Here is an 18,037-nt window from a genome sequence, read left to right as displayed (position 1 = left end):
AAAATGCGCTCGGCCGCTTATAAGACCGCACGTCAGGCCGTCGGGCTTCCTAAGATGTTGGACGGCCCCCCAGTCAGCTATTCTGACTGGCATTTTGCCACTGCAGGTGCTCGCCACCATCGGTGCAAATCAGTTGCCCCGTGACAGCAGGCGCATCGATAAAGTAGCCAAGGGCGGCAGTAATATCTGCAAGGTTCACACCCCGTTTCAACACCGTATTCCGGCGCTCCTGTGCAAAGACTTCTTCAGACTGATGTTGACCTTGTAAGGTTGGTCCGGGGCCAATGCCGTTAACCCGGATTGACGGAGCCAGCGCCTGTGCAGTGGTGCGTGTCATAGCCCACAGGCCCATCTTAGCGATCGTATAACTCATGAATTCTGGGGTCAGGCTGTGCACGCGTTGGTCGATCATATTCACGACCAGCCCAGTGGCACGCGGTTCGCCGTACTCATCTTGTGTGGCCTGCAACCCTTGCCCCGCCATGGCCTGCGTCAGCACGAAGGGCGCGCGTAGGTTGCTGCCAATATGGCGCTCCCAACTTTCTCGCGTAGCCGTTTGAATGTCGTCCGCCTCAAAGATTGACGCATTGTTGACCAGGCAGGTGATCGGTCCGCCGAGCGCCGCGGCCGCGCGGGGCAGCAGAAGCTCTGTCTCGACCTCCTTGAGTAAGTCAGCTTGCAAAAGAGCGGCCTTTCGCCCTTTCGCTGTAATTTCTGCGGCTGTTTTCCCTGCCTCGGCCTGCGAGGTGGCGTAATGCACAGCCACGTCAAATCCCCGCCCGGCAAGGTAGAGCGCCATAGCGCGTCCTAGTCGTTTTCCGGCGCCGGTCACCAGTGCTCGCTGCATGGCGCCTCTCCTCGATCCATAGTCACACATGGATAAACCACAAAGAGGGTGCTCCCCGCCAGCCCTGAGTCACGCACGAAAAAAGGCAAATCCATGAAAACCCGTCAGCCAACATGAAAGAGCGTGTTGAACAGCTTCGGGTCGAAACTTTGCGCGGCAAAGGTATCGCCTTGGGTCAACACGCTAATTGCATCATGGCTGTGCAAGCTTTCTTGATGGCTGGCGACAATTCGGAAATCCCCTACTCGCACATCCGCAAGAAGTTGTTCGCAGAAAAGTCGCGCTGCATCCTCGACGAAGATCGGATTGGCAGCGTTCAGCTCGGCAAAAGCCTGTTCGTCTTCGCGTTTGACCATCACTTGGGTCTCTGTCGACACCGCGCGGCGACAGAGGTCAATCAAGTCTTCAAACCAGAGGCAGACCCCCGCATCGATGACCTCCACCGAAATCCGTGCGACCGAACGCTGTGAATGCGGCGTGGCCAACTGCCCCCGGGTTGCGCGGGCATGTTCGCTCAACTCCAGCGAACAGGGACAGGTACTAGAGTAGACATAGTCGAGATGGACTATTTTTTTGCGCCTCCCCTCCTGCTCCACAAGTTCGAGCGCGAGGTCGTAATATTGGTAGCCGGTCAGCCCCGAGCGCAGGCTGGCGATCTTCATCGGGAAAGAAAACCGCATCTGGATCCGCGCATCGACGCTTTCCAGATCGGCCTTATAGTCATCCAGCGCGGCTTCGATCACCTCGAAGCTGAAGGTGGCTTCAGCATGACGGTAAAAGCTGCGCATGATACGGGACATGTTAATGCCCTTCTTCCCGGCATCAAGCGAGACCGATCCGGTAACAGAGGTTTCAAGCTGCAAATCACCGTCGCCGCGGCTGTGGTAGCGGATTGGCAGACGGAAGTTAGAAATGCCCACATGCTGGATCAACTGCTGTGCGCCGCGGATCAGGCTGGAAGGGCCGTTTTGCAAATCAGGCAGTGTGGCATTGTAATTGGCACCCATGGTGAAATCCGTCGGATAGACCCGGTTGAACGTAGGGTAACCGGCACCTTTCACCATCCGCGCGACCGCGGGGTCGAGTGCGGCGACCTCGGTTGGAGTGGCCTTTTGGCCCCACGCGCGCAAGGTGGCGAGTGCAGCCTTGGCCGCCTCCCGATCCGGTGTATCTGACACCTCTGTTTCAATAGTCATATGCACGCCCTGTTGATCTGTCGGCCGCACGCTAAAGTGGTTTAACAGGTAACACCATGGCGCAGCGCAACAAGACGACACCTTGGAGAGCCTCCCCCATAGGATGGTTCAGACTAAGGGCTCTTGAACTTGGCAATGTTTGCAAAGCCCGCCTGGGGCGACCACTATGGCCCCCGGCCCGAATTGACTCGCCAAGCGTTTCCCACATAGATGCACAATCTATGGTAATAACTGAGGCGACAGGTGCCCCTATCAAAAATCAACGGTAAGCTTCTGCATTTTGTCCATATCCCTAAGACGGGTGGATCGTGCATCACAAGCTATCTCAGGGCCAAGGGGCCGCTGGCTCTTTACAGCCGTGAGCCGGTAGAATGGTCCAAAACCACGCCCCAGCATATGGAAGCGGCAACGCAACGCGTGATCTTGCCCGATAATTTTTGCGATCATCGGTTCTGCATTATGCGCGACCCGTTTGAGCGCTTGCTGAGCGAGTATCGCTACCGCGCAACCCGAAGAAACCCTCCTGAAGCGCTGCCTAAACACATAGCTCCGGGCGACGCACTGACCGTGGAGCTTGATTGGACGACAGAGTTTTACGGTACTTTTGATGCATGGGTTGAAAAGATTTTTGCAGATCAGATTGCTGACCCCTATCAGTCAGACAATCATATCCGACCTCAGGTGGAATTTACCGGGCCGGACGTAAGGATGTTTCTCTTTGAGGAGGGGCTTGAGCAGGTGTTCCGCTGGATTGACCATGTCACTGAAACCGACCGAGCCATCGTGCCTCTCGACCATAACAGCAGCGTAAAGTTCTCCATACAAATGCTGGAACAAACGCGGAAATCAATCGACACCTTCTACCAAGAAGATCTGAAACTGATCCAAGAAATCAAAGCGGGAAGGAGACCTGCGCTGCAAATATCGTGCTGAAGTGCAAGGCACCATCAGCCCTTCTGCGAGAGGCCCTCGTGGTGGGACTTCAGCCGGTAGCGCGCGCCCGCCTCCCGCGCGGCCTAAGACTACGTCACCGGATAGAACTCTGCTTGGTCCAGGCAAAATAGATGAGGTAAGGGGCTTTTGATGACAAGAACCGGTCCCGCACCGCAAAGCAGCCCGTATTTCGAAAAAGGCCTTAAAATTGCCACCAATATCTGGTCGTTTTCTAACCGACATGCGAAAGCAACAAAGACCATCAAGGATCGGTTATGCGACGCAAGAATTTTCTGAACGCCATCTTCGTGGCTGCCCTACTCGCCCTTCCCACTATGGGGGCTGCGCAAACAATCTTGACTGTTTCGACCCCTGAGCAATCCGCGACGTATACACTGGAAGATCTGCTTAGGCTGCCTCAGACCACCGTTCTGACCAAAAACGACTATGTAGATACTGCAGCAACGTTTCAAGGGCCGCGTCTGCGCACGGTACTAGAGCCCCTGAATGTCGCGCCCGATGCAACCCTGAAGATGGTCGCACTGAATGATTTCAGCTCAAATGTCCCGGCCATAGATGCCTTTGATTACGATGTCATTCTGGCAGTGCTGCGTGACGGTGAGCAGATGTCGGTGCGGAACAAAGGACCTATTTGGGTCATTTACCCAATGGATGACCATGCGGAGCTTCAAGACAATTCCTTCAACGGCAGACTTGTATGGCAGCTCAAAAGCATTGCTGTCGAGTGACCGATAAAAGCAGAACCATTCGCGCAGCACTCCTCGTATTTTTTGTAGGTGCCGTGCTCTTTGGTATCGGGGTCGTCTATAAGCTGAGCGATAGGGTCGACAGTATCCAGACCGCGGAGCAAAGCGACCCGCTCTGGATCGGTTCACAGCTTCAGTTCGAAATGCTCAGGCTTGAGAAAGAGCTCAGCGAAGTCGCGCTCGGCCTTAGACCCGCAAGGGATGTGGCCTTGCGCTTTAACATCGCCTGGAGCCGGATCACGATCCTTCAGGAGGGTAAACTTTCGCGGCTCCTCACGAGCTTTGGCATAGATCAAACTGTGCTTTCTTCCCTTGAGGAGACCTTCCAAACCATTGAGCCCCATATCGATGAGTTCGCATCACAAGAGATGATAAATGACGCGGGGCGACAAAAGGTTGTGTACATTCTCACAGAACTCCGAGGCTACGACATAGCCTTACGCAATCTGTTGGTGGCCCTTGCACAGGCCAAAAACAGCACTCTGTCAGAGTTCAGAACCGGCCTGCTTTCATTGTCGCATACCATCGCCTATCTCGGCATGACACTTCTAACCCTCTTCGGTATCTTCATATCCCTGCTCCTGATCGAACTTCGCGCTACCAGAAATAGGGAACGGAAAATGCGCATTCTGGCTGAAGAAGCAACCTCAGCAGCACGCTTGAAAATGAATTTCATGAGTGTGGTCAGCCACGAGTTGCGCACGCCGCTCACCTCGCTTTTAGGCGGGTTGTCCTTGCTGAAAGCCAGGGTAGGCGACACACTCAAAGACCCAACCGCACTAAAACTGCTCGATGTCGCTGACCGCAACGGAGACCGCCTCTTGACACTCGTCAACGATATTTTGGACGCCCAGGCCTTAAGCGAAGGGAAAGTCTCCGTTAAACGCCAAACGGTGGACCTTAACCAAGTGGTCACAGCCGCGGTCGAGAATTGCCAAGGCTACGCTGAAAAACTTGGTGTAAGCTACGCTGTCCATACCCCCCAAGAGCCCGTCATCACACTCACTGACAGTGCACGGGTCACGCAAGTCTTGAACAACCTGATCTCCAACGCCGCTAAATTCACTTCCACCGGGGATGTCGTTGAAGTCCGCTTGACGCGGATCAGCGACAATGCGCGGATCGAAGTCACGGACCATGGGATTGGCATCCCTGCGGCCCTGCAGCCCGACATCTTCACCCCCTTTCATCAGATTAACCCCGGCACCACGGGTGCAAACAAAAGCAGCGGTCTTGGGCTGAGTATCACAAAGCAACTGATAGAGCTGCTTGACGGAAAGGTGGGATTCTCCTCGGTCGAAGGGGAAGGATCGGTTTTTTGGATCGAACTAAACCTCATTTCGAAGGAACTTCTCAGGCTGCAGAAGTCCTGATCATCGGTTGCGATAGATTCCTTTCATTAGTAAAACTTTTGCTTTCCAAAAAAGAGACCACGTAAGGGTAGCGCACGCCTTGTTGTGGCGCCACGTGAACTGCACCTGCCGGAATGACTTAGTACGCGCGCGTCCTATCCGGCGAACTTGTTCCGCAGATAGGCGAGATAGGCGGTCGGGTCATAGGCTCCTGCCCCGATCCCGGCGAGGATTTCGGCCCGGCTGCGCGACCGGCCATGCTGCCAGACCAGATCGCCCAATGCCCCGTGCAGCGGGGCGTAATCCCCCGCCGTCACGCCCGCGCGCACCGCGGGCTGCGTGGCATCGAGATGCGTCATGATCTGCGCGGCGGTCGAATTGCCCACCGTGTAGGTGGGGAAAGATCCGATGTAGCCATGCGACCAATGCACGTCCTGCAGGCAACCTGCGCCATTGTCCGGCACCTCCAGCCCCAGAACCTCGCGCATCGCCGCGTTCCAGGCCTCGGGCACATCCGCCACTTTAAGCGATCCGTCCATCAACGCCATCTCGATCTTCACCCGCAGCATGACGTGCAGATCATAGGTCAGTTCGTCCGCCTCGACCCGGGTGAGACCGGGAGAGACACGGTTGATCGCGGCGACGAATTCCGCTTCGCTCACATCGCCCAACTGCTCGGGGAAAGTATCGCGCAACCGTCCGTAATGCACTGCCCAGAAGGCAGGCGACCGGCCGATGTGGTTCTCCAAAAGACGCGACTGGCTTTCGTGCATCCCGAAACTGGTGCCCGCCACGGCATAGAGACCGATCATATCCGTCGCATGGGCCCCGCGTGTAAGCGACGAATCGGCGCCCATCTCGTAAAGCGCATGGCCCGCCTCGTGGATCGTGCCGAAGATCGACATCGGCAGGTAGGTCGGGTTCCAGCGCGAGGTGATTCGCACGTCGTTGCGGGTCATGGAAATCTCGAAGGGATGCACCGCCGTGTCGAGCCGCCCGCGGTCCATGTCATAGCCCAGGGCCTCCGCGATATAGGCGCAGAAGGCCTGCTGGCCAGCGATCGGATAGTCGCGGAACAGGAAGTCGCTGCGCGGCGCGGGTCGGGCGAGGGCCACGTCGAGGATCGGGCGGATCCCGTCGCCCAGTTGGTCGAAGAACCGGGTGAGCTGCGCCGCCGTCGCCCCCGGTTCAAACACACCGGCCATCGGGTCATAGGGGTGGCCGTCATAGCCAAGCGCCTGCGCCTTTTCGCGCGCCAGATCGACGATGTTTTGCAGATGCGGCTGGAACAGGGCGAAGTCGCCAGTGCGGCGCGCCTCGGTCCAAGCGGCGTCGGCGGTGATGGATTGCTCCGCCTGCCGGCGCAGCAGGGAGGCGGGAATGCGGGCGAGATGGGAGCGTGCCTCCTGCACCGCCTGCGCGGCGCGGCGCTCGATTTCGGGCGCGTCGCTGTTGAGCACCGCTTCAGCAGCCTTGCCCATCTCGAGATCGAGGATCATTTCGCGCGCGATGCCCATCAACGTGGCGATCTGGTGGCCCCGCGTCTCGGCCCCGCCCTTGGGCATCATTACCCGCGCGTCCCAATTAAGCAGGTTCACGGAGACCAGCACGTCGTTCAGCCGCCCCACGCGGTCGGTCAGCGAAAGGGTCATGCAGCGGCTCCTGTCTCTGCGCCGGTGCCCCCGTCATGCAGGTGGCAGGCAACGCTGCGATTGCCTTTCGGAGTCACGAGGCGCGGCACCTCGGCCTTGCAGCGCGGCCCCGCGAAGGGGCAGCGCGGGTGAAAAGCGCAGCCCTTGGGGGGGTTGATCGGCGAGGGGATCTCGCCCTTGATCGGGTGGAAGTTAGCGCGCCCGGTGCCGAGGGTCGGCACGGAGGCAAAGAGCGCTTCGGTATAGGGATGCATCGGCTTGGCGTAGAGTTCATCCGCCGGCGCGGTCTCGACCACCCGACCGAGGTACATGATTGCCACCCGGTCGCAGACATGGCGCACGACCGAGAGGTCGTGGCTGATGAAAAGCGCGGTGAGGTCCAACTCGCGCCGTAGCTTCATAAAGAGATTGAGCACCTGCGCCTGGATCGACACGTCGAGCGAGGCCACGGCCTCGTCCAGCACCAGCAGCTCGGGTTGCATCGCGAGCGCTCGCGCAATGGCGACCCGCTGGCGCTGCCCGCCCGAGAATTGGTGCGGCAGGCGGTTGGCATAGGCGCCCTCAAGGCCGACCTGCTCCAGCAGGCTGCGCACCCGTTCTTGCACCTCACGCGCCGGGATCAGCCCGTGAACACGTGGCCCTTCAGCAATGATCTCGCCCACCTTCATCCGCGGATTGAGGCTGGCAAAAGGGTCTTGGTGGATCATCTGAACCCGGGTCGTCAGCTTGTCGACATTGCCGCGATGCTCGCGCGCCACCGGCTTGCCTTCCAGCGTCACGCTGCCTTCACTCGGCGCATAGATGCCCGAGACGACGCGGCCCAAGGTGGATTTTCCGCAGCCGGATTCCCCGACGATGCCCAGCACTTCGCCGCGTGGCACGCTCAGGGTCACGTCATTGACCGCATGCACGGTCTGGGTGGAATCGCGGCCCGTGAGCTTATCTAGCCCGCTGATGACCAGCCCCGGCTTGCGGGTGAACCGCTTGGAGACGCCGTCGATTTTCAGAATGGGATCGGTCATAGGGCCTCGAGCGGATGGTGGCACAGTACGGAATGTGCCTCGGTTCCAGTGTTGGGTGGGATCGTCGCGCAGATCTCGGTCGCCCGCGGGCAGCGCGGGCGGAACGGGCAGCCCGAGGGCAGGTTCGCCAGTTGCGGGGTTGAGCCGGGGATCTGCGGCAGATCGCGGCCCGGCTCATGCAGACCCGGCACCGAGTCGATCAGCCCGCGCGTATAGGGGTGGCGCGGGTTCGCGATGACCTCTTCCGCCGTGCCGCTTTCGACAATGCGGCCCGCGTACATCACCGCGATGTCGTCGGCGAGCGAGGAGACCACGGCGAGATCATGGGTCACCCAGACAATCGCCGTGCCGGTGTCATCGGCCAGGCGGCGCACCTCGGCGAGGATTTGACCTTGGATCGAGACATCAAGCGCGGTGGTCGGCTCGTCCGCGATGATCACGGCGGGGCGGTGCAAGAGTGCGGTGGCAATCGCCACACGTTGCCGCATGCCCCCCGAGAGTTGATGTGGATAGGCTTGCAGCCGCTCAACCGCCGCCGGAATGCCGACGATCTCAAGCGCTTCGCGGGCGCGCTCCCAGGCGGCGGCCTTGCTGACCTTGTCATGCACGCGCACTGCCATCGCCATCTGATCGCCCACCCGCAGTACCGGGTTCAGCGTCATCATCGGGTCTTGAAACACCATCGACACAGCGCGGCCGCGCATTTTGCGTTGCTCTTCGGTGCTCATCCCGCGCATGTCGGTGCCTTGCACCATGACCTGCCCGGCGGTGATCTTGCCCGGCGCGTCGATCAATCCCATGATCGAGAAGCCGGTGACGCTCTTGCCCGAGCCGCTTTCACCGACCAGCCCGAGAATGCGCCCCGGCTGGACCGAAAAGCTCACGTCGTTCACGGCGGTCACCGCGCCCTTGCGGGTGCTGAATTGCGTGGTCAGGCCCCTGACCTCCAGTGCGGCGCTCATCGGCTGTTCCTCGGGTCGAGCACCTTGCGGACCTGATCGCCCACGAGGTTGATTGCAACTACGGTCACCATCAGCGCCAATCCGGGATAGATCGACAGCCAGTAGCGGTCCGAATGGATGTATTTGAACCCGTTGGAGATCAGCGACCCCAACGACGGCTCGGTCAGTGGCAGACCGACACCAAGAAAGGACAGCGTCGCCTCCAGCGCGATGGCACTTGCCACCTGCACCGTGGCCACAACGATCAGCGGCGGCAGCACATTGGGCAGCAGGTGTTTGAACAGCACGCGATGCGTGGGCAGCGGCGTGGAGCGCGCGGCCTCGATATAATCCTTACCGCGCTCGACCTTGGCCGCGCCATGGGTAGTGCGGGCGAAATAGGCGTATTGCGCGACGACCAGTGCGAGGATGATCTGAATGATCCCCTGCCCCAGCATCGCCACCAGCACCAGCGCCAATAGGATCGCGGGCATTGAGAGTTGCAGATCGACGATCCGCATCAAGAGCGCCTCGATCCGTCCGCCGAAATAGGCCGCCGTCAGCCCGACGGTGATCCCTACCAAAAGGGCCAGCGCCCCCGCCGAAAGGCCTATCACAAAGCTGGTGCGCAGCCCGTAGAAGATCGCCGAGAGCATGTCGCGGCCCGCGTTGTCGGTGCCCAGCAGATGCACATAGCCGCCCGAGCCTTCGGTACCGGGGCGCAAAAAAGCGTCGAGCCAGTCGAGCATCGCCATGTCGTAGGGATCTTGCGGCGAAACCAGCGGCGCGCCGAAGGACAGGAACAATAGCACCCCGATGACAATAAGCGCGCCCACGGCCACCCAAGACTCGCGAAAGTCGGACCAGAAGTTGCGCAGCCGCTCGGCGCGCGTCTCCACCGGCGGGGCCGAGCGCACGGCGACGATGTTTTCAGCGACGATCTCGGGCATCATGCGCCTCCTTTCAGGCGGACACGCGGGTCCAGACGGGCATAGACCAGATCAACCACAAGGTTAATGAGGACAAAGAGGATCACGACCATGATGAGGTAGGAGACCATCACCGGACGGTCGAGTTGCAGGATGGAATCGATGATCAGCTTGCCGACACCGGGCCAGTTGAACACGCTTTCGGTCACCACCGCGAAGGCCAGCGTCGAGCCAAGCTCAAGCCCCAGCACCGTCACGATCGGGATCGAGATGTTGCGCAGGATGTGGCGAAAGACGATCTGCCGGTCCGGCAGGCCCTGCGCGCGGGCGAATTTGACGTAATCGGTGCCCATTGCCTCGACCATGCCGGCGCGGGTGAGGCGGATCATTAGACCCATCTTGAACAGCGACAAGTTGATCGCGGGCATAATGACATGGCTCCAGCCATCAGGGGTAAAGAGCGAGGAGGACACGCCAAGGAAAGTCGCCTCATCGCCGCGTCCACCGGAGGGCAGCCAGCCCAGTTCAACCGCGAAACCCATAATCAGCAGCATGCCGATCCAAAAGGTCGGCACCGAAAAGCCCAGCACCGACAGCGCCATGACCAGCTTCGCGCCAATGCTGTCGGGGCGGTAGCCAGCCCAGAGCCCAGCGGGAATGCCCACGCCGACGGCGATCAGCACCGACACGGCCACCAGCTCAAGTGTCGCAGGAAAGCGTGAGAAGACCAGATCGACAACCGGAATGTTATAGACCATCGAAGTGCCCAGATCGCCTGCAAAGACGTTGCGCAGGAAGGTCCAATATTGCACGACCAAGGGCTGATCGAGCCCGTATTGCGCGATAAGTTTTTCGCGGATCGCTTGGGTCGCGCCCGGGTCAATCATCACGTCAATGGGATTGCCGATGGCAAAAACGCCGACGAAAACGATCACCGACATGGCGAAGACCACGACAATGGCCTGTGCAATTCGGGTGATAAAGTAGCTGAGCATTCGACCTCGCCCGTGGGAGCAAAAAGGAAGGCGCCCGCTGGCAAAGCAGCGGACGCCCAGGTTGGTATGGCCTTACTTGACCGGGGTGATCGCGTAGGTGCGGGTTTCCTGATCGACGCGCGGTGTCATGTCGATGGTATCGGCATTGGCCGCCCAGACGGTCTGAAGGATCACCGTAGGGATCAAGGCACGGTCTTCCATCGCGATGAAGGACGCCTGCTCGTAAAGCTTTTTGCGCCCTTCGGGATCGAGGGTCTGCGAACCTTCGCCGAACACCTTGTCGAACTCAGGGTTGGAATAGCCCGAGCGGTTGAAGTTGCCAAAGCCCTTTTCCGCATCCTTGGTGTGGGTCAATGCGCCGTAGGTATAGGCGGCCTCACCTGTCAGCGTGCCCCAAGCAGACATGGTCATCGTGTATTCTTCACGCGCCGCAGCGGGGAAGAAGACGGTGCCATTGAGCGCTTGCGCGTTCACTTTCAGCCCCAGACGCGACCACATCTGTGCCAGCGCTTCGCAGACCACGGCATCGCCGGGCACGCGGTTGTTGGTGCAGGTGAAATCAATCTCGAAACCTTCGGGGTAGCCGGCCTCGGCCAGTAGTTCCTTGGCTTGCTCGATGTCATACTCGCGCTTGCCGAGTTCCGGGCTGTAGCCGAAGAAGCCTTCGGGCATCAGCTGGTTCGCGGGCGTGCCGAGACCTTCGAGCACCACATTGACCAGCACGTCGCGGTTGATCGCGAGATCAAGCGCCTTGCGCACGCGCAGGTCTTGCAGCGGGTTGCCGTCAACCTCTTCGCCATTGACCTTAATCGGCTGCGGCTCTTCGTCCTTCACCGAGGGCGCAATGTTCAGGATGTAGACAGAGTCGGAGACAAACGTGTCGATCTCGCCGTCGTTCTTCATCGCAAGGTAGTCGGAGGCAGGGACGTAGTTGATCAGGTCAACTTCGCCCGAACGCAGGGCCGCGACGCGCGATGTGTCCTCGGGAATCTCGCGGCGGGTGACGTTTTCCCAAGCGGTCTCACCGCCCCAGTAGTCATCATTGCGCTTCAGAACCAAATCGCCTTTGGGCTGCCAAGACACAAATGTGTAAGGCCCGGTGCCGATGGCTTTTTCGCCGGAGTTGAACTCTTCGTTGCCGGCCTCCATGCCAGTCTCGGAGGGCACGACAAACAGACGGGTAAAGTCATTGGGAAGCGAAGGCGCCATGCCCTTGGTCTTCACCCGCAGGGTGTAATCGTCCACCACTTCGACGGAATCGACATATTTGGTGTAAAGCGTCATCGGCATCGGGCCGGTCACTTCCGGGATGCGCTCGATGGAGAATTTGACGTCTTCGGCGGTGAAGGGTGTGCCGTCGTGGAAGGTCACACCTTCGCGCATCTTGAATTCCCAAGTGGTGTCGTCGACCGCCGCCCAGCTGACCGCCAGACCGGGCTTGAGTTGCAGCTTTTCGTCAACGTCCACAAGCGTGTCAAAGACGTGGCGCAGCGCTTCGGCCTGCGAGCCGAGGGTGGACCAATGCGGGTCAATCGAATCCGGCCCGGCGCGCAGCCCGACCACCAGGTCGGCTGCCATCACCGCAGGCGCGACTGCCATCAGCGCCAGCGCCGCGACGGCTGATTTCAAAGAAAGTTTCGTCATTGGTCATCCTCCATGTGTTATATCTTGCAGTCACACTAGACAGCTATTTCTAAAACGGTCAATATTTAAATGTAACATTAACAGAAGGCCCGTTGAGTAGAGTGCACAATTATAGCAGATATAACATCTTGTCGGACAAAATGTTTTCGTGCACTGTAACACCATGACGCAGCAACAAGATATCTTTGAGCGGGCGATGGACCGCATCATTCAGGCGATCGACCGCAAGTCTTCGGTCTCGCTTTCGGTGCAGTTGCGCGGGGCGCTGGAGTTCGGCATCGCCTCGGGAGAACTGCCCGCCGATGCCCGCCTGCCCTCGGTGCGCGCACTGGCGGCTCGGCTGAAAATCTCGCCCGTAACGGTCAGCAATGTCTATGCAGCGCTGCAAACCTCGGGGCTGGTTGACGGGCGCGTCGGCTCAGGCACTTTCGTCAGCGGCGGCGGCAGCCGTGCCACGGATGGGCGCTTTCGCCAGCTTGACCAACAGATCGCCGAGTTGCTTACCCTCGCTAAATCCTGCGGCGTCAGCGCTTCGGAACTTGCGGTGCGCATCTCGATGACCAGCACCGCCCAGCCCCGCCCGGTCCGTACCTTGATGGTTGGCAATTTCACCGATGCCACGCGCGCCTATGCGGACGAGTTACGCGCCCATCTACCCGAGGGCGACCAGATCGAAGCTGCCGTGCTCGAAGACATTGCCGCCGCGCCGCCCCGTGACGTCGATCTGGTGATCGTGCCCAAGACCCTGCTCGCCAAGGCCCGCGAAATCCTGCCCGATGTCGAGGTGATCGGTCTGACCCTGATCCCCAATGAGGCGACCCGCGTGGCGCTGGCCTCGATCCCGCCCGATGCCAAAACGCTGGCCTATTCCTATTTTCCGGGCTTCGTCACCATCATGAAAGCGGGCATCCTGCGCTTTGCGCCACATGTCACCCAACTGACTATGAAGGTGCGCGACGAGGCCGGGGTCGCGGAGGCAATGCAGAGCGCCGATGTGGTGATTTATGCCACCGGGGCGGACTATCTGCGCCACGACCTGCGCCCGGAACAAGTGGCCTTTGAATACCGCCACACCCCCGACATTCACGCCATCCGCACTGAAATCCTACCCGCCATTGAGACATGCCGGGCCTCTCCTAAATCTACAAAGGCCGCCGCAGAATGAAGATATCCGAAAGCAACTGGTTCGACATCGAAGACTACCTGAAAACCGACGACCGCTGCGTCCTGCCCTTGGGCAGCACCGAGCAGCACGCCTATCTCAGCCTCTCGGTCGATTCGATCCTGTCCGAAAAGGTCGCCGCCGACGCCGCCGCGCCTCTGGGCGTGCCGGTCTTTCCGGCGGTCGCTTATGGGCTCACGCCCTATTTCATGGGGTTCCCCGGTTCGGTCTCGCTAAAGCTCTCGACCTATGCGGCACTGCTGCGCGACATCCTCGACAGTCTCTACGCTACCGGCTTTCGCCGCGTACTCATCGTCAACGGCCACGGCGGCAACAGCCCGGTGCTGCCCGTCACGATGGAATGGATGGAGGCCAACGAAGGCGCCCGCTGCCGCTTCCACGACTGGTGGCGCGCGCCCGAGACGTGGAACTGCGTGCAGGAGATCGACCCTGTCGCCTCCCACGCCTCCTGGATGGAGAATTTCCCCTGGACCCGCCTGCCCGGCCGGGAGCTGCCGGACGAGCAGAAACCCTTCGTCGATTTCGACCGCCTGCGCGACCGCAATGCGGCGGGCGTGCGTGCGCTGATCGGTGACGGAAATTACGGCGGGGTCTATCAAAAGCCTGACGCGGACACCGACCGTCTGTGGGAGATCGCCGTGCGCGAGACCCGAGCGCAGCTCGAGGGGGACTGGGCATGAGCGAGACCCCGATCCTGATCTGGGGTGCCGGTGCCATCGGTGGCATCCTCGGCGCCTATTTCGCCCGCGCGGGCCACGCCGTACATATGGTCGATGTCGTGGAAGAACATGTCGAAGCGATGCGCACTAGCGGTCTGCACATAGAAGGCCAGGTCGAGGAGTTTACCCAAGTGCTGCCCGCCAGCACGGCCGCGGAACTCACCGGCCAGTTCGAGCGCATCTACCTTTGCGTGAAAGCGCATCACACCGAAACGGCGCTCGAGATGCTTCTCCCACACCTCGCGCCGGGCGGCTATGTCGTCTCGGCCCAGAACGGCCTCAACGAAAAGGTCATCGCCGCGCGCATTGGGGCCGAGAACACGGTGGGCTGTTTCGTCAACTACGGTGCCGACTGGCTGGAGCCGGGCCGCATCCTCTTTGGCAACCGCGCCGCCGTGGCCGTGGGCGAACTCGACGGGCGCATGAGCGACCGCGTGGCCGAGGTGCATGGGCTCTTGAGCCTCGTCGAACCCGAGGCCGTCGCCACCGACAACATTTGGGGCTATCTCTGGGGCAAAATGGGCTACGGCGCGCTGCTCTTTTGCACCGCCCTCACCCCCGACAGCATGTCCGACGCCATGGCGCGCGACGAACACCGCGCCGCCTATCGCGCGCTTGGCCATGAGGTGATGACACTGGCCGCGCATGAAGGTGTCGTGCCTTTGGGATTTAACGGCTTTGACCCGGCAGCCTTTCTGGCAGGTGACACCGCTGCGATAGACGTGGCGATGGACAAGATGGTCGCTCATAACCGTAAGACCGCCAAGACCCACTCAGGCATTTGGCGCGATCTGGCTGTGCGCAAACGCAAGACCGAGGTCGACGCGCAGATCGGCGTCATGGTCGAGCTTGGCCGCGAAGCAAGCATCCCGGTGCCGACGCTGGCGCGCTTGGTCGAGTTGATCCACGACATCGAGGACGGCAAGCGCGCACAATCGGCCGATCTCGTCGACCTGCTGGTGGCGGCATGAAGATCGATCTGACCGGCAAGGTCTTTGCCGTGACCGGCGCGGCGCAGGGCATCGGCGCCGCGATCCTCGCCGAGCTGCGCGCCGCCGGGGCCACCGTGGCCGCCATGGACATCGACGCTGCGGGCCTCGCCCCGCTGGAGGCGGAAGGGGTCACGCTCCACATCGGCGATCTGGGCGACCGCGAAACGACCCTCGCGCTCTGCGCCGAGATTCTCGACCGTCATGGCCGGATCGACGGGCTGGTGACCTCCGCCGGTGGCGTGCGTGGTCAGGTCGGCCGGGCGCTCGAAGAGGTCGGCGAAGCCGATTGGCAGGCGATTTTTCAGGCCAATGTCGATGCCGCCATGTGGTGCGCTCAAGGCTTCGCCCCCGCGATGAAGTCTGCCGGATCCGGCCGCATCGTCACCATCTCCTCCGGCGCGGGGCTGAAGCCCAGCCTCACCGGCATTCAGGCCTATGCGGCGGCGAAACATGCGCTTGTCGGTCTGACCAAGCAGCTGGCGCTCGAGCTCGGGCCGCAGGGCATCACCGTCAATTCCGTCGCCCCCGGCTTCGTCCTGTCGAACCCTTCGACCGAGAAGCAATGGGATGCCTTCGGCCCCGAGCGACAGAAACAGATCATCGGCGGCATCCACATGCGCCGCTTGGGCCGCACGCAGGACATTGCAGACGCCGTGACTTTCCTGTGTTCCGACCGCGCCGGTTGGATCACCGGTCAAATCCTTTCCGTCGATGGAGGACACGCATGAGCGAGCCGCATGAATGGAACGAGGCGCATTGGCGCGGGCTGGTGGACCAGGTGCGCGCAGGGCAAAACCTGCTGCCCAAATCCTGGCCCGGCGGCGCGCGCTGCGCCGTAGCGCTGAGTTTCGACAGCGATCACGAGACCAACGAGCTGCGCGACGGGGGCGAGAGCATCGCCCGCCTCGGTTGGGGCGAATACGGCGCGCGCCGCGGCATCCCGCGCATCCGCAAGGTCCTCGACCGGCACGGCGTGAAGGCGAGCTTTTTCGTGCCCGCCGTCTCGGCCCTGCTGCACCCCGAGGAGCAACGCAGTCTGGCGGAAGACGGCCATGAGATCGGACTGCACGGCTGGATTCACGAGCGTAACACCCAAGTCGATCGCGCAACCGAGCGCGAGTTGATGCTGCGCGCCTCGGAGACGCTGGAGAAGATCACCGGCACCCGCCCCGTCGGCATGCGCACCCCGTCCTGGGACTACAGTCCCAGCACCCTGTCGATCGCCCGCGAGATGGGTCTGCTCTACGACAGCTCACTGTTCTCGGACGATGACCCCTACGAGATCGTCGAGAAGGGCGAGCCGACCGGCATTGTCGAACTGCCCGTCGAATGGATTCGCGATGATGCGGTTTATTTCATGATGAACCGCTTTGGCGCGCAGCGGCCCTATACGCCGCCTGCGGACGTGCTCGACATCTTCCGGCGCGAGTTCGACGGGGCCTATGACGAGGGCGGGCTGTTTCTGTTGACCATGCATCCGCATGTGACAGGTTACCGCTCGCGCATCTTCATTCTCGACGAGTTGATCGACCACATCAAATCCCGCGGCGACTGCTGGATCGCCACCCATGCCGAGATCGCCGCCTATTGCGCCGCTGAGGCCGGATTGAAAGGACCGAAATGACCTATTCCCTTGCCATTCACGGTGGTGCCGGAACCATCCTGAAGGAAAACATGACGCCCGAGAAGGAAGCCGCCTATCACAACGGTCTCGCCCGTGCGTTGGAAGTCGGTGAAGCGGTGCTACGCACGGGCGGCAGCGCGATGGACGCGGTGGTGGCTGCGGTCTGCGCCTTGGAGGATGAGCCGCTATTCAATGCAGGTCGCGGTGCGGTCTATACCTCTGAGGGCGTTCAGGAAATGGACGCAGCCGTGATGGACGGCAAAGACCGCCGCGCCGGATCGGTGGCGGGCGTGTTTGGCCCCAAGAACCCCATCAAGCTCGCCCGTGCCGTGATGGAGCGGACTGAGCATGTCACGCTGATCGGGCCCAACGCGCTTGAGATCGCCCGGCAGGCCGGGCTGGAGTTTGGCGACCGGGACTATTTCTTCACCCAGTCTCGCTGGGACGCGCTGCAGGAGACGCTGGCAATGCGCGCACGCGGCGAAGTTTCGGACGATCCGGCGCGGCGCCATGGCACCGTCGGCGCGGTGGCGCGGGATGAGGCGGGCAATATCGCGGCGGCGACCTCGACCGGCGGGATGACGGCCAAAGCACCGGGCCGCGTCGGTGACACCCCGATGATCGGCGCGGGCACATTCGCCGATAACGAGACCTGCGCAGCCTCTGGCACGGGCCATGGCGAGGTTTTCATTCGCTGGAACGCCGCCGCCGAGATCGCGGCCCGGATGCGCCACGCCGGCGAAGACCTCGCAACGGCTGCCGACCGTGTCGTGATGCAGGATTTGGCGGACAACGACGGCTCAGGCGGCATGATCGCGGTAGATGCGGCGGGCAATATTGCCATGCCTTTCAATTCGCAGGGCATGTACCGCGGTATGGTTTGCAAGGGCTCGGGGCCCAAGACAAGTATCTATAACACCGACGACTGATCTTAGATTTATTTTTTGCTGATAGACATTTCATGCCGCTTCTAAACGCGCTTGGAATTCAGCCTTGCGGTGTCTGCCCACCAGCGAAGCTGGCTTTGGCGCGTCCGGCGCAACGAGGAGTGCTATAATCCGTGCGCGACCGAATTCGCGAAGTAACCGACAGCGAACAGGTAATGCGAGACTGTTGCGTTAATCGGATAGGTATGGTCCCGGGTCCTTTCATCACTATAGGTCATGCGGTGGCTCCGAAGAGGCCGCCGATAAACGCGATCTCGCCAAAGACATCTAGTTGTTTGTGATGGATATGGCCTG

The 18,037-nt window shown here is 60.9% G+C and carries 17 protein-coding genes; 9 read left to right on the top strand and 8 right to left on the bottom strand.

Annotation, left to right across the window (positions count from 1 at the left end; translation table 11 throughout):
• Nucleotides 1–73: 73 nt before the first annotated feature.
• A complete protein-coding gene (locus tag K3759_RS19000; protein ID WP_259986544.1) occupies nt 74–847 on the bottom strand; it encodes an SDR family oxidoreductase in 774 nt (257 codons plus the stop codon).
• Nucleotides 848–951: 104 nt separating this feature from the next.
• Entirely contained in the window at nt 952–2,043 is a 1,092-nt protein-coding gene (gene folE2, locus K3759_RS18995; RefSeq protein WP_259986543.1) for a GTP cyclohydrolase FolE2, read from the bottom strand.
• 243 nt (nt 2,044–2,286) lie between these two features.
• On the opposite strand from folE2, the gene K3759_RS18990 reads away from it, so the two are divergent.
• The 3 genes from K3759_RS18990 (at nt 2,287) to K3759_RS18980 (ending at nt 5,116) form a co-directional block, all read left to right on the top strand.
• Complete coding sequence (locus tag K3759_RS18990; RefSeq protein ID WP_259986542.1) at nt 2,287–2,976, top strand: sulfotransferase family protein; 690 nt, start codon at nt 2,287–2,289, stop codon at nt 2,974–2,976.
• Between the two features lie 275 nt (nt 2,977–3,251).
• A complete protein-coding gene (locus tag K3759_RS18985; RefSeq protein WP_259986541.1) occupies nt 3,252–3,725 on the top strand; it encodes a molybdopterin-dependent oxidoreductase in 474 nt (157 codons plus the stop codon).
• On the top strand, nt 3,722–5,116 hold the full coding sequence (locus K3759_RS18980) for a sensor histidine kinase KdpD (RefSeq protein WP_259986540.1): 1,395 nt from the start codon (nt 3,722–3,724) through the stop codon (nt 5,114–5,116). Before K3759_RS18985 ends, K3759_RS18980 begins: the two co-directional genes overlap by 4 nt.
• A gap of 134 nt (nt 5,117–5,250) precedes the next feature.
• On the opposite strand, the gene K3759_RS18975 is transcribed toward K3759_RS18980, so the two are convergent.
• The 6 genes from K3759_RS18975 to K3759_RS18950 form a co-directional block, all read right to left on the bottom strand.
• Nucleotides 5,251–6,747 carry a carboxypeptidase M32 gene (locus tag K3759_RS18975; RefSeq protein ID WP_259986538.1) on the bottom strand — a complete coding sequence of 499 codons (1,497 nt, stop codon included), beginning with the start codon at nt 6,745–6,747 and terminating at the stop codon, nt 5,251–5,253.
• Complete coding sequence (locus K3759_RS18970) at nt 6,744–7,769, bottom strand: ABC transporter ATP-binding protein (RefSeq protein ID WP_259986536.1); 1,026 nt, start codon at nt 7,767–7,769, stop codon at nt 6,744–6,746. The genes K3759_RS18975 and K3759_RS18970 overlap by 4 nt, the downstream gene beginning before the upstream one ends.
• Entirely contained in the window at nt 7,766–8,731 is a 966-nt protein-coding gene (locus tag K3759_RS18965) for an ABC transporter ATP-binding protein (protein ID WP_259986534.1), read from the bottom strand. The genes K3759_RS18970 and K3759_RS18965 overlap by 4 nt, the downstream gene beginning before the upstream one ends.
• Complete coding sequence (locus K3759_RS18960; RefSeq protein ID WP_259986532.1) at nt 8,728–9,660, bottom strand: ABC transporter permease; 933 nt, start codon at nt 9,658–9,660, stop codon at nt 8,728–8,730. The genes K3759_RS18965 and K3759_RS18960 overlap by 4 nt, the downstream gene beginning before the upstream one ends.
• Nucleotides 9,660–10,634, bottom strand: a complete 975-nt coding sequence (locus K3759_RS18955) for an ABC transporter permease (RefSeq protein ID WP_259986530.1) — start codon at nt 10,632–10,634, stop codon at nt 9,660–9,662. Before K3759_RS18955 ends, K3759_RS18960 begins: the two co-directional genes overlap by 1 nt.
• Nucleotides 10,635–10,706: 72 nt before the next feature.
• Nucleotides 10,707–12,278: an ABC transporter substrate-binding protein gene (locus tag K3759_RS18950; protein WP_259986528.1), complete on the bottom strand. Its 1,572-nt coding sequence runs from the start codon at nt 12,276–12,278 to the stop codon at nt 10,707–10,709.
• Between the two features lie 163 nt (nt 12,279–12,441).
• Here K3759_RS18950 and K3759_RS18945 point away from each other — a divergent pair, with 163 nt between their 5' ends.
• Genes K3759_RS18945 through K3759_RS18920 form a run of 6 tightly spaced genes read left to right on the top strand, consistent with a single transcriptional unit; the run spans nt 12,442 to nt 17,725 of the window.
• Entirely contained in the window at nt 12,442–13,443 is a 1,002-nt protein-coding gene (locus tag K3759_RS18945; RefSeq protein ID WP_259986526.1) for a GntR family transcriptional regulator, read from the top strand.
• Complete coding sequence (locus tag K3759_RS18940; RefSeq protein WP_259986524.1) at nt 13,440–14,141, top strand: creatininase family protein; 702 nt, start codon at nt 13,440–13,442, stop codon at nt 14,139–14,141. The genes K3759_RS18945 and K3759_RS18940 overlap by 4 nt, the downstream gene beginning before the upstream one ends.
• Nucleotides 14,138–15,151, top strand: coding sequence for a ketopantoate reductase family protein (locus K3759_RS18935; protein ID WP_259986522.1), 1,014 nt, complete (start codon nt 14,138–14,140; stop codon nt 15,149–15,151). The genes K3759_RS18940 and K3759_RS18935 overlap by 4 nt, the downstream gene beginning before the upstream one ends.
• Nucleotides 15,148–15,900 (top strand): SDR family NAD(P)-dependent oxidoreductase, encoded by a 753-nt coding sequence (locus tag K3759_RS18930; RefSeq protein WP_259986521.1) that lies wholly within the window; start codon nt 15,148–15,150, stop codon nt 15,898–15,900. The genes K3759_RS18935 and K3759_RS18930 overlap by 4 nt, the downstream gene beginning before the upstream one ends.
• Entirely contained in the window at nt 15,897–16,796 is a 900-nt protein-coding gene (locus tag K3759_RS18925) for a polysaccharide deacetylase (protein WP_259986520.1), read from the top strand. Before K3759_RS18930 ends, K3759_RS18925 begins: the two co-directional genes overlap by 4 nt.
• Nucleotides 16,793–17,725, top strand: a complete 933-nt coding sequence (locus K3759_RS18920; RefSeq protein WP_259986519.1) for an isoaspartyl peptidase/L-asparaginase family protein — start codon at nt 16,793–16,795, stop codon at nt 17,723–17,725. The genes K3759_RS18925 and K3759_RS18920 overlap by 4 nt, the downstream gene beginning before the upstream one ends.
• Nucleotides 17,726–18,037 lie beyond the last annotated feature (312 nt).

It is taken from the genome of Sulfitobacter sp. W027, from assembly GCF_025143985.1.
In the GTDB taxonomy this organism is placed as follows: domain Bacteria; phylum Pseudomonadota; class Alphaproteobacteria; order Rhodobacterales; family Rhodobacteraceae; genus Sulfitobacter.
This window is presented reverse-complemented; position numbering and strand designations above follow the sequence as displayed.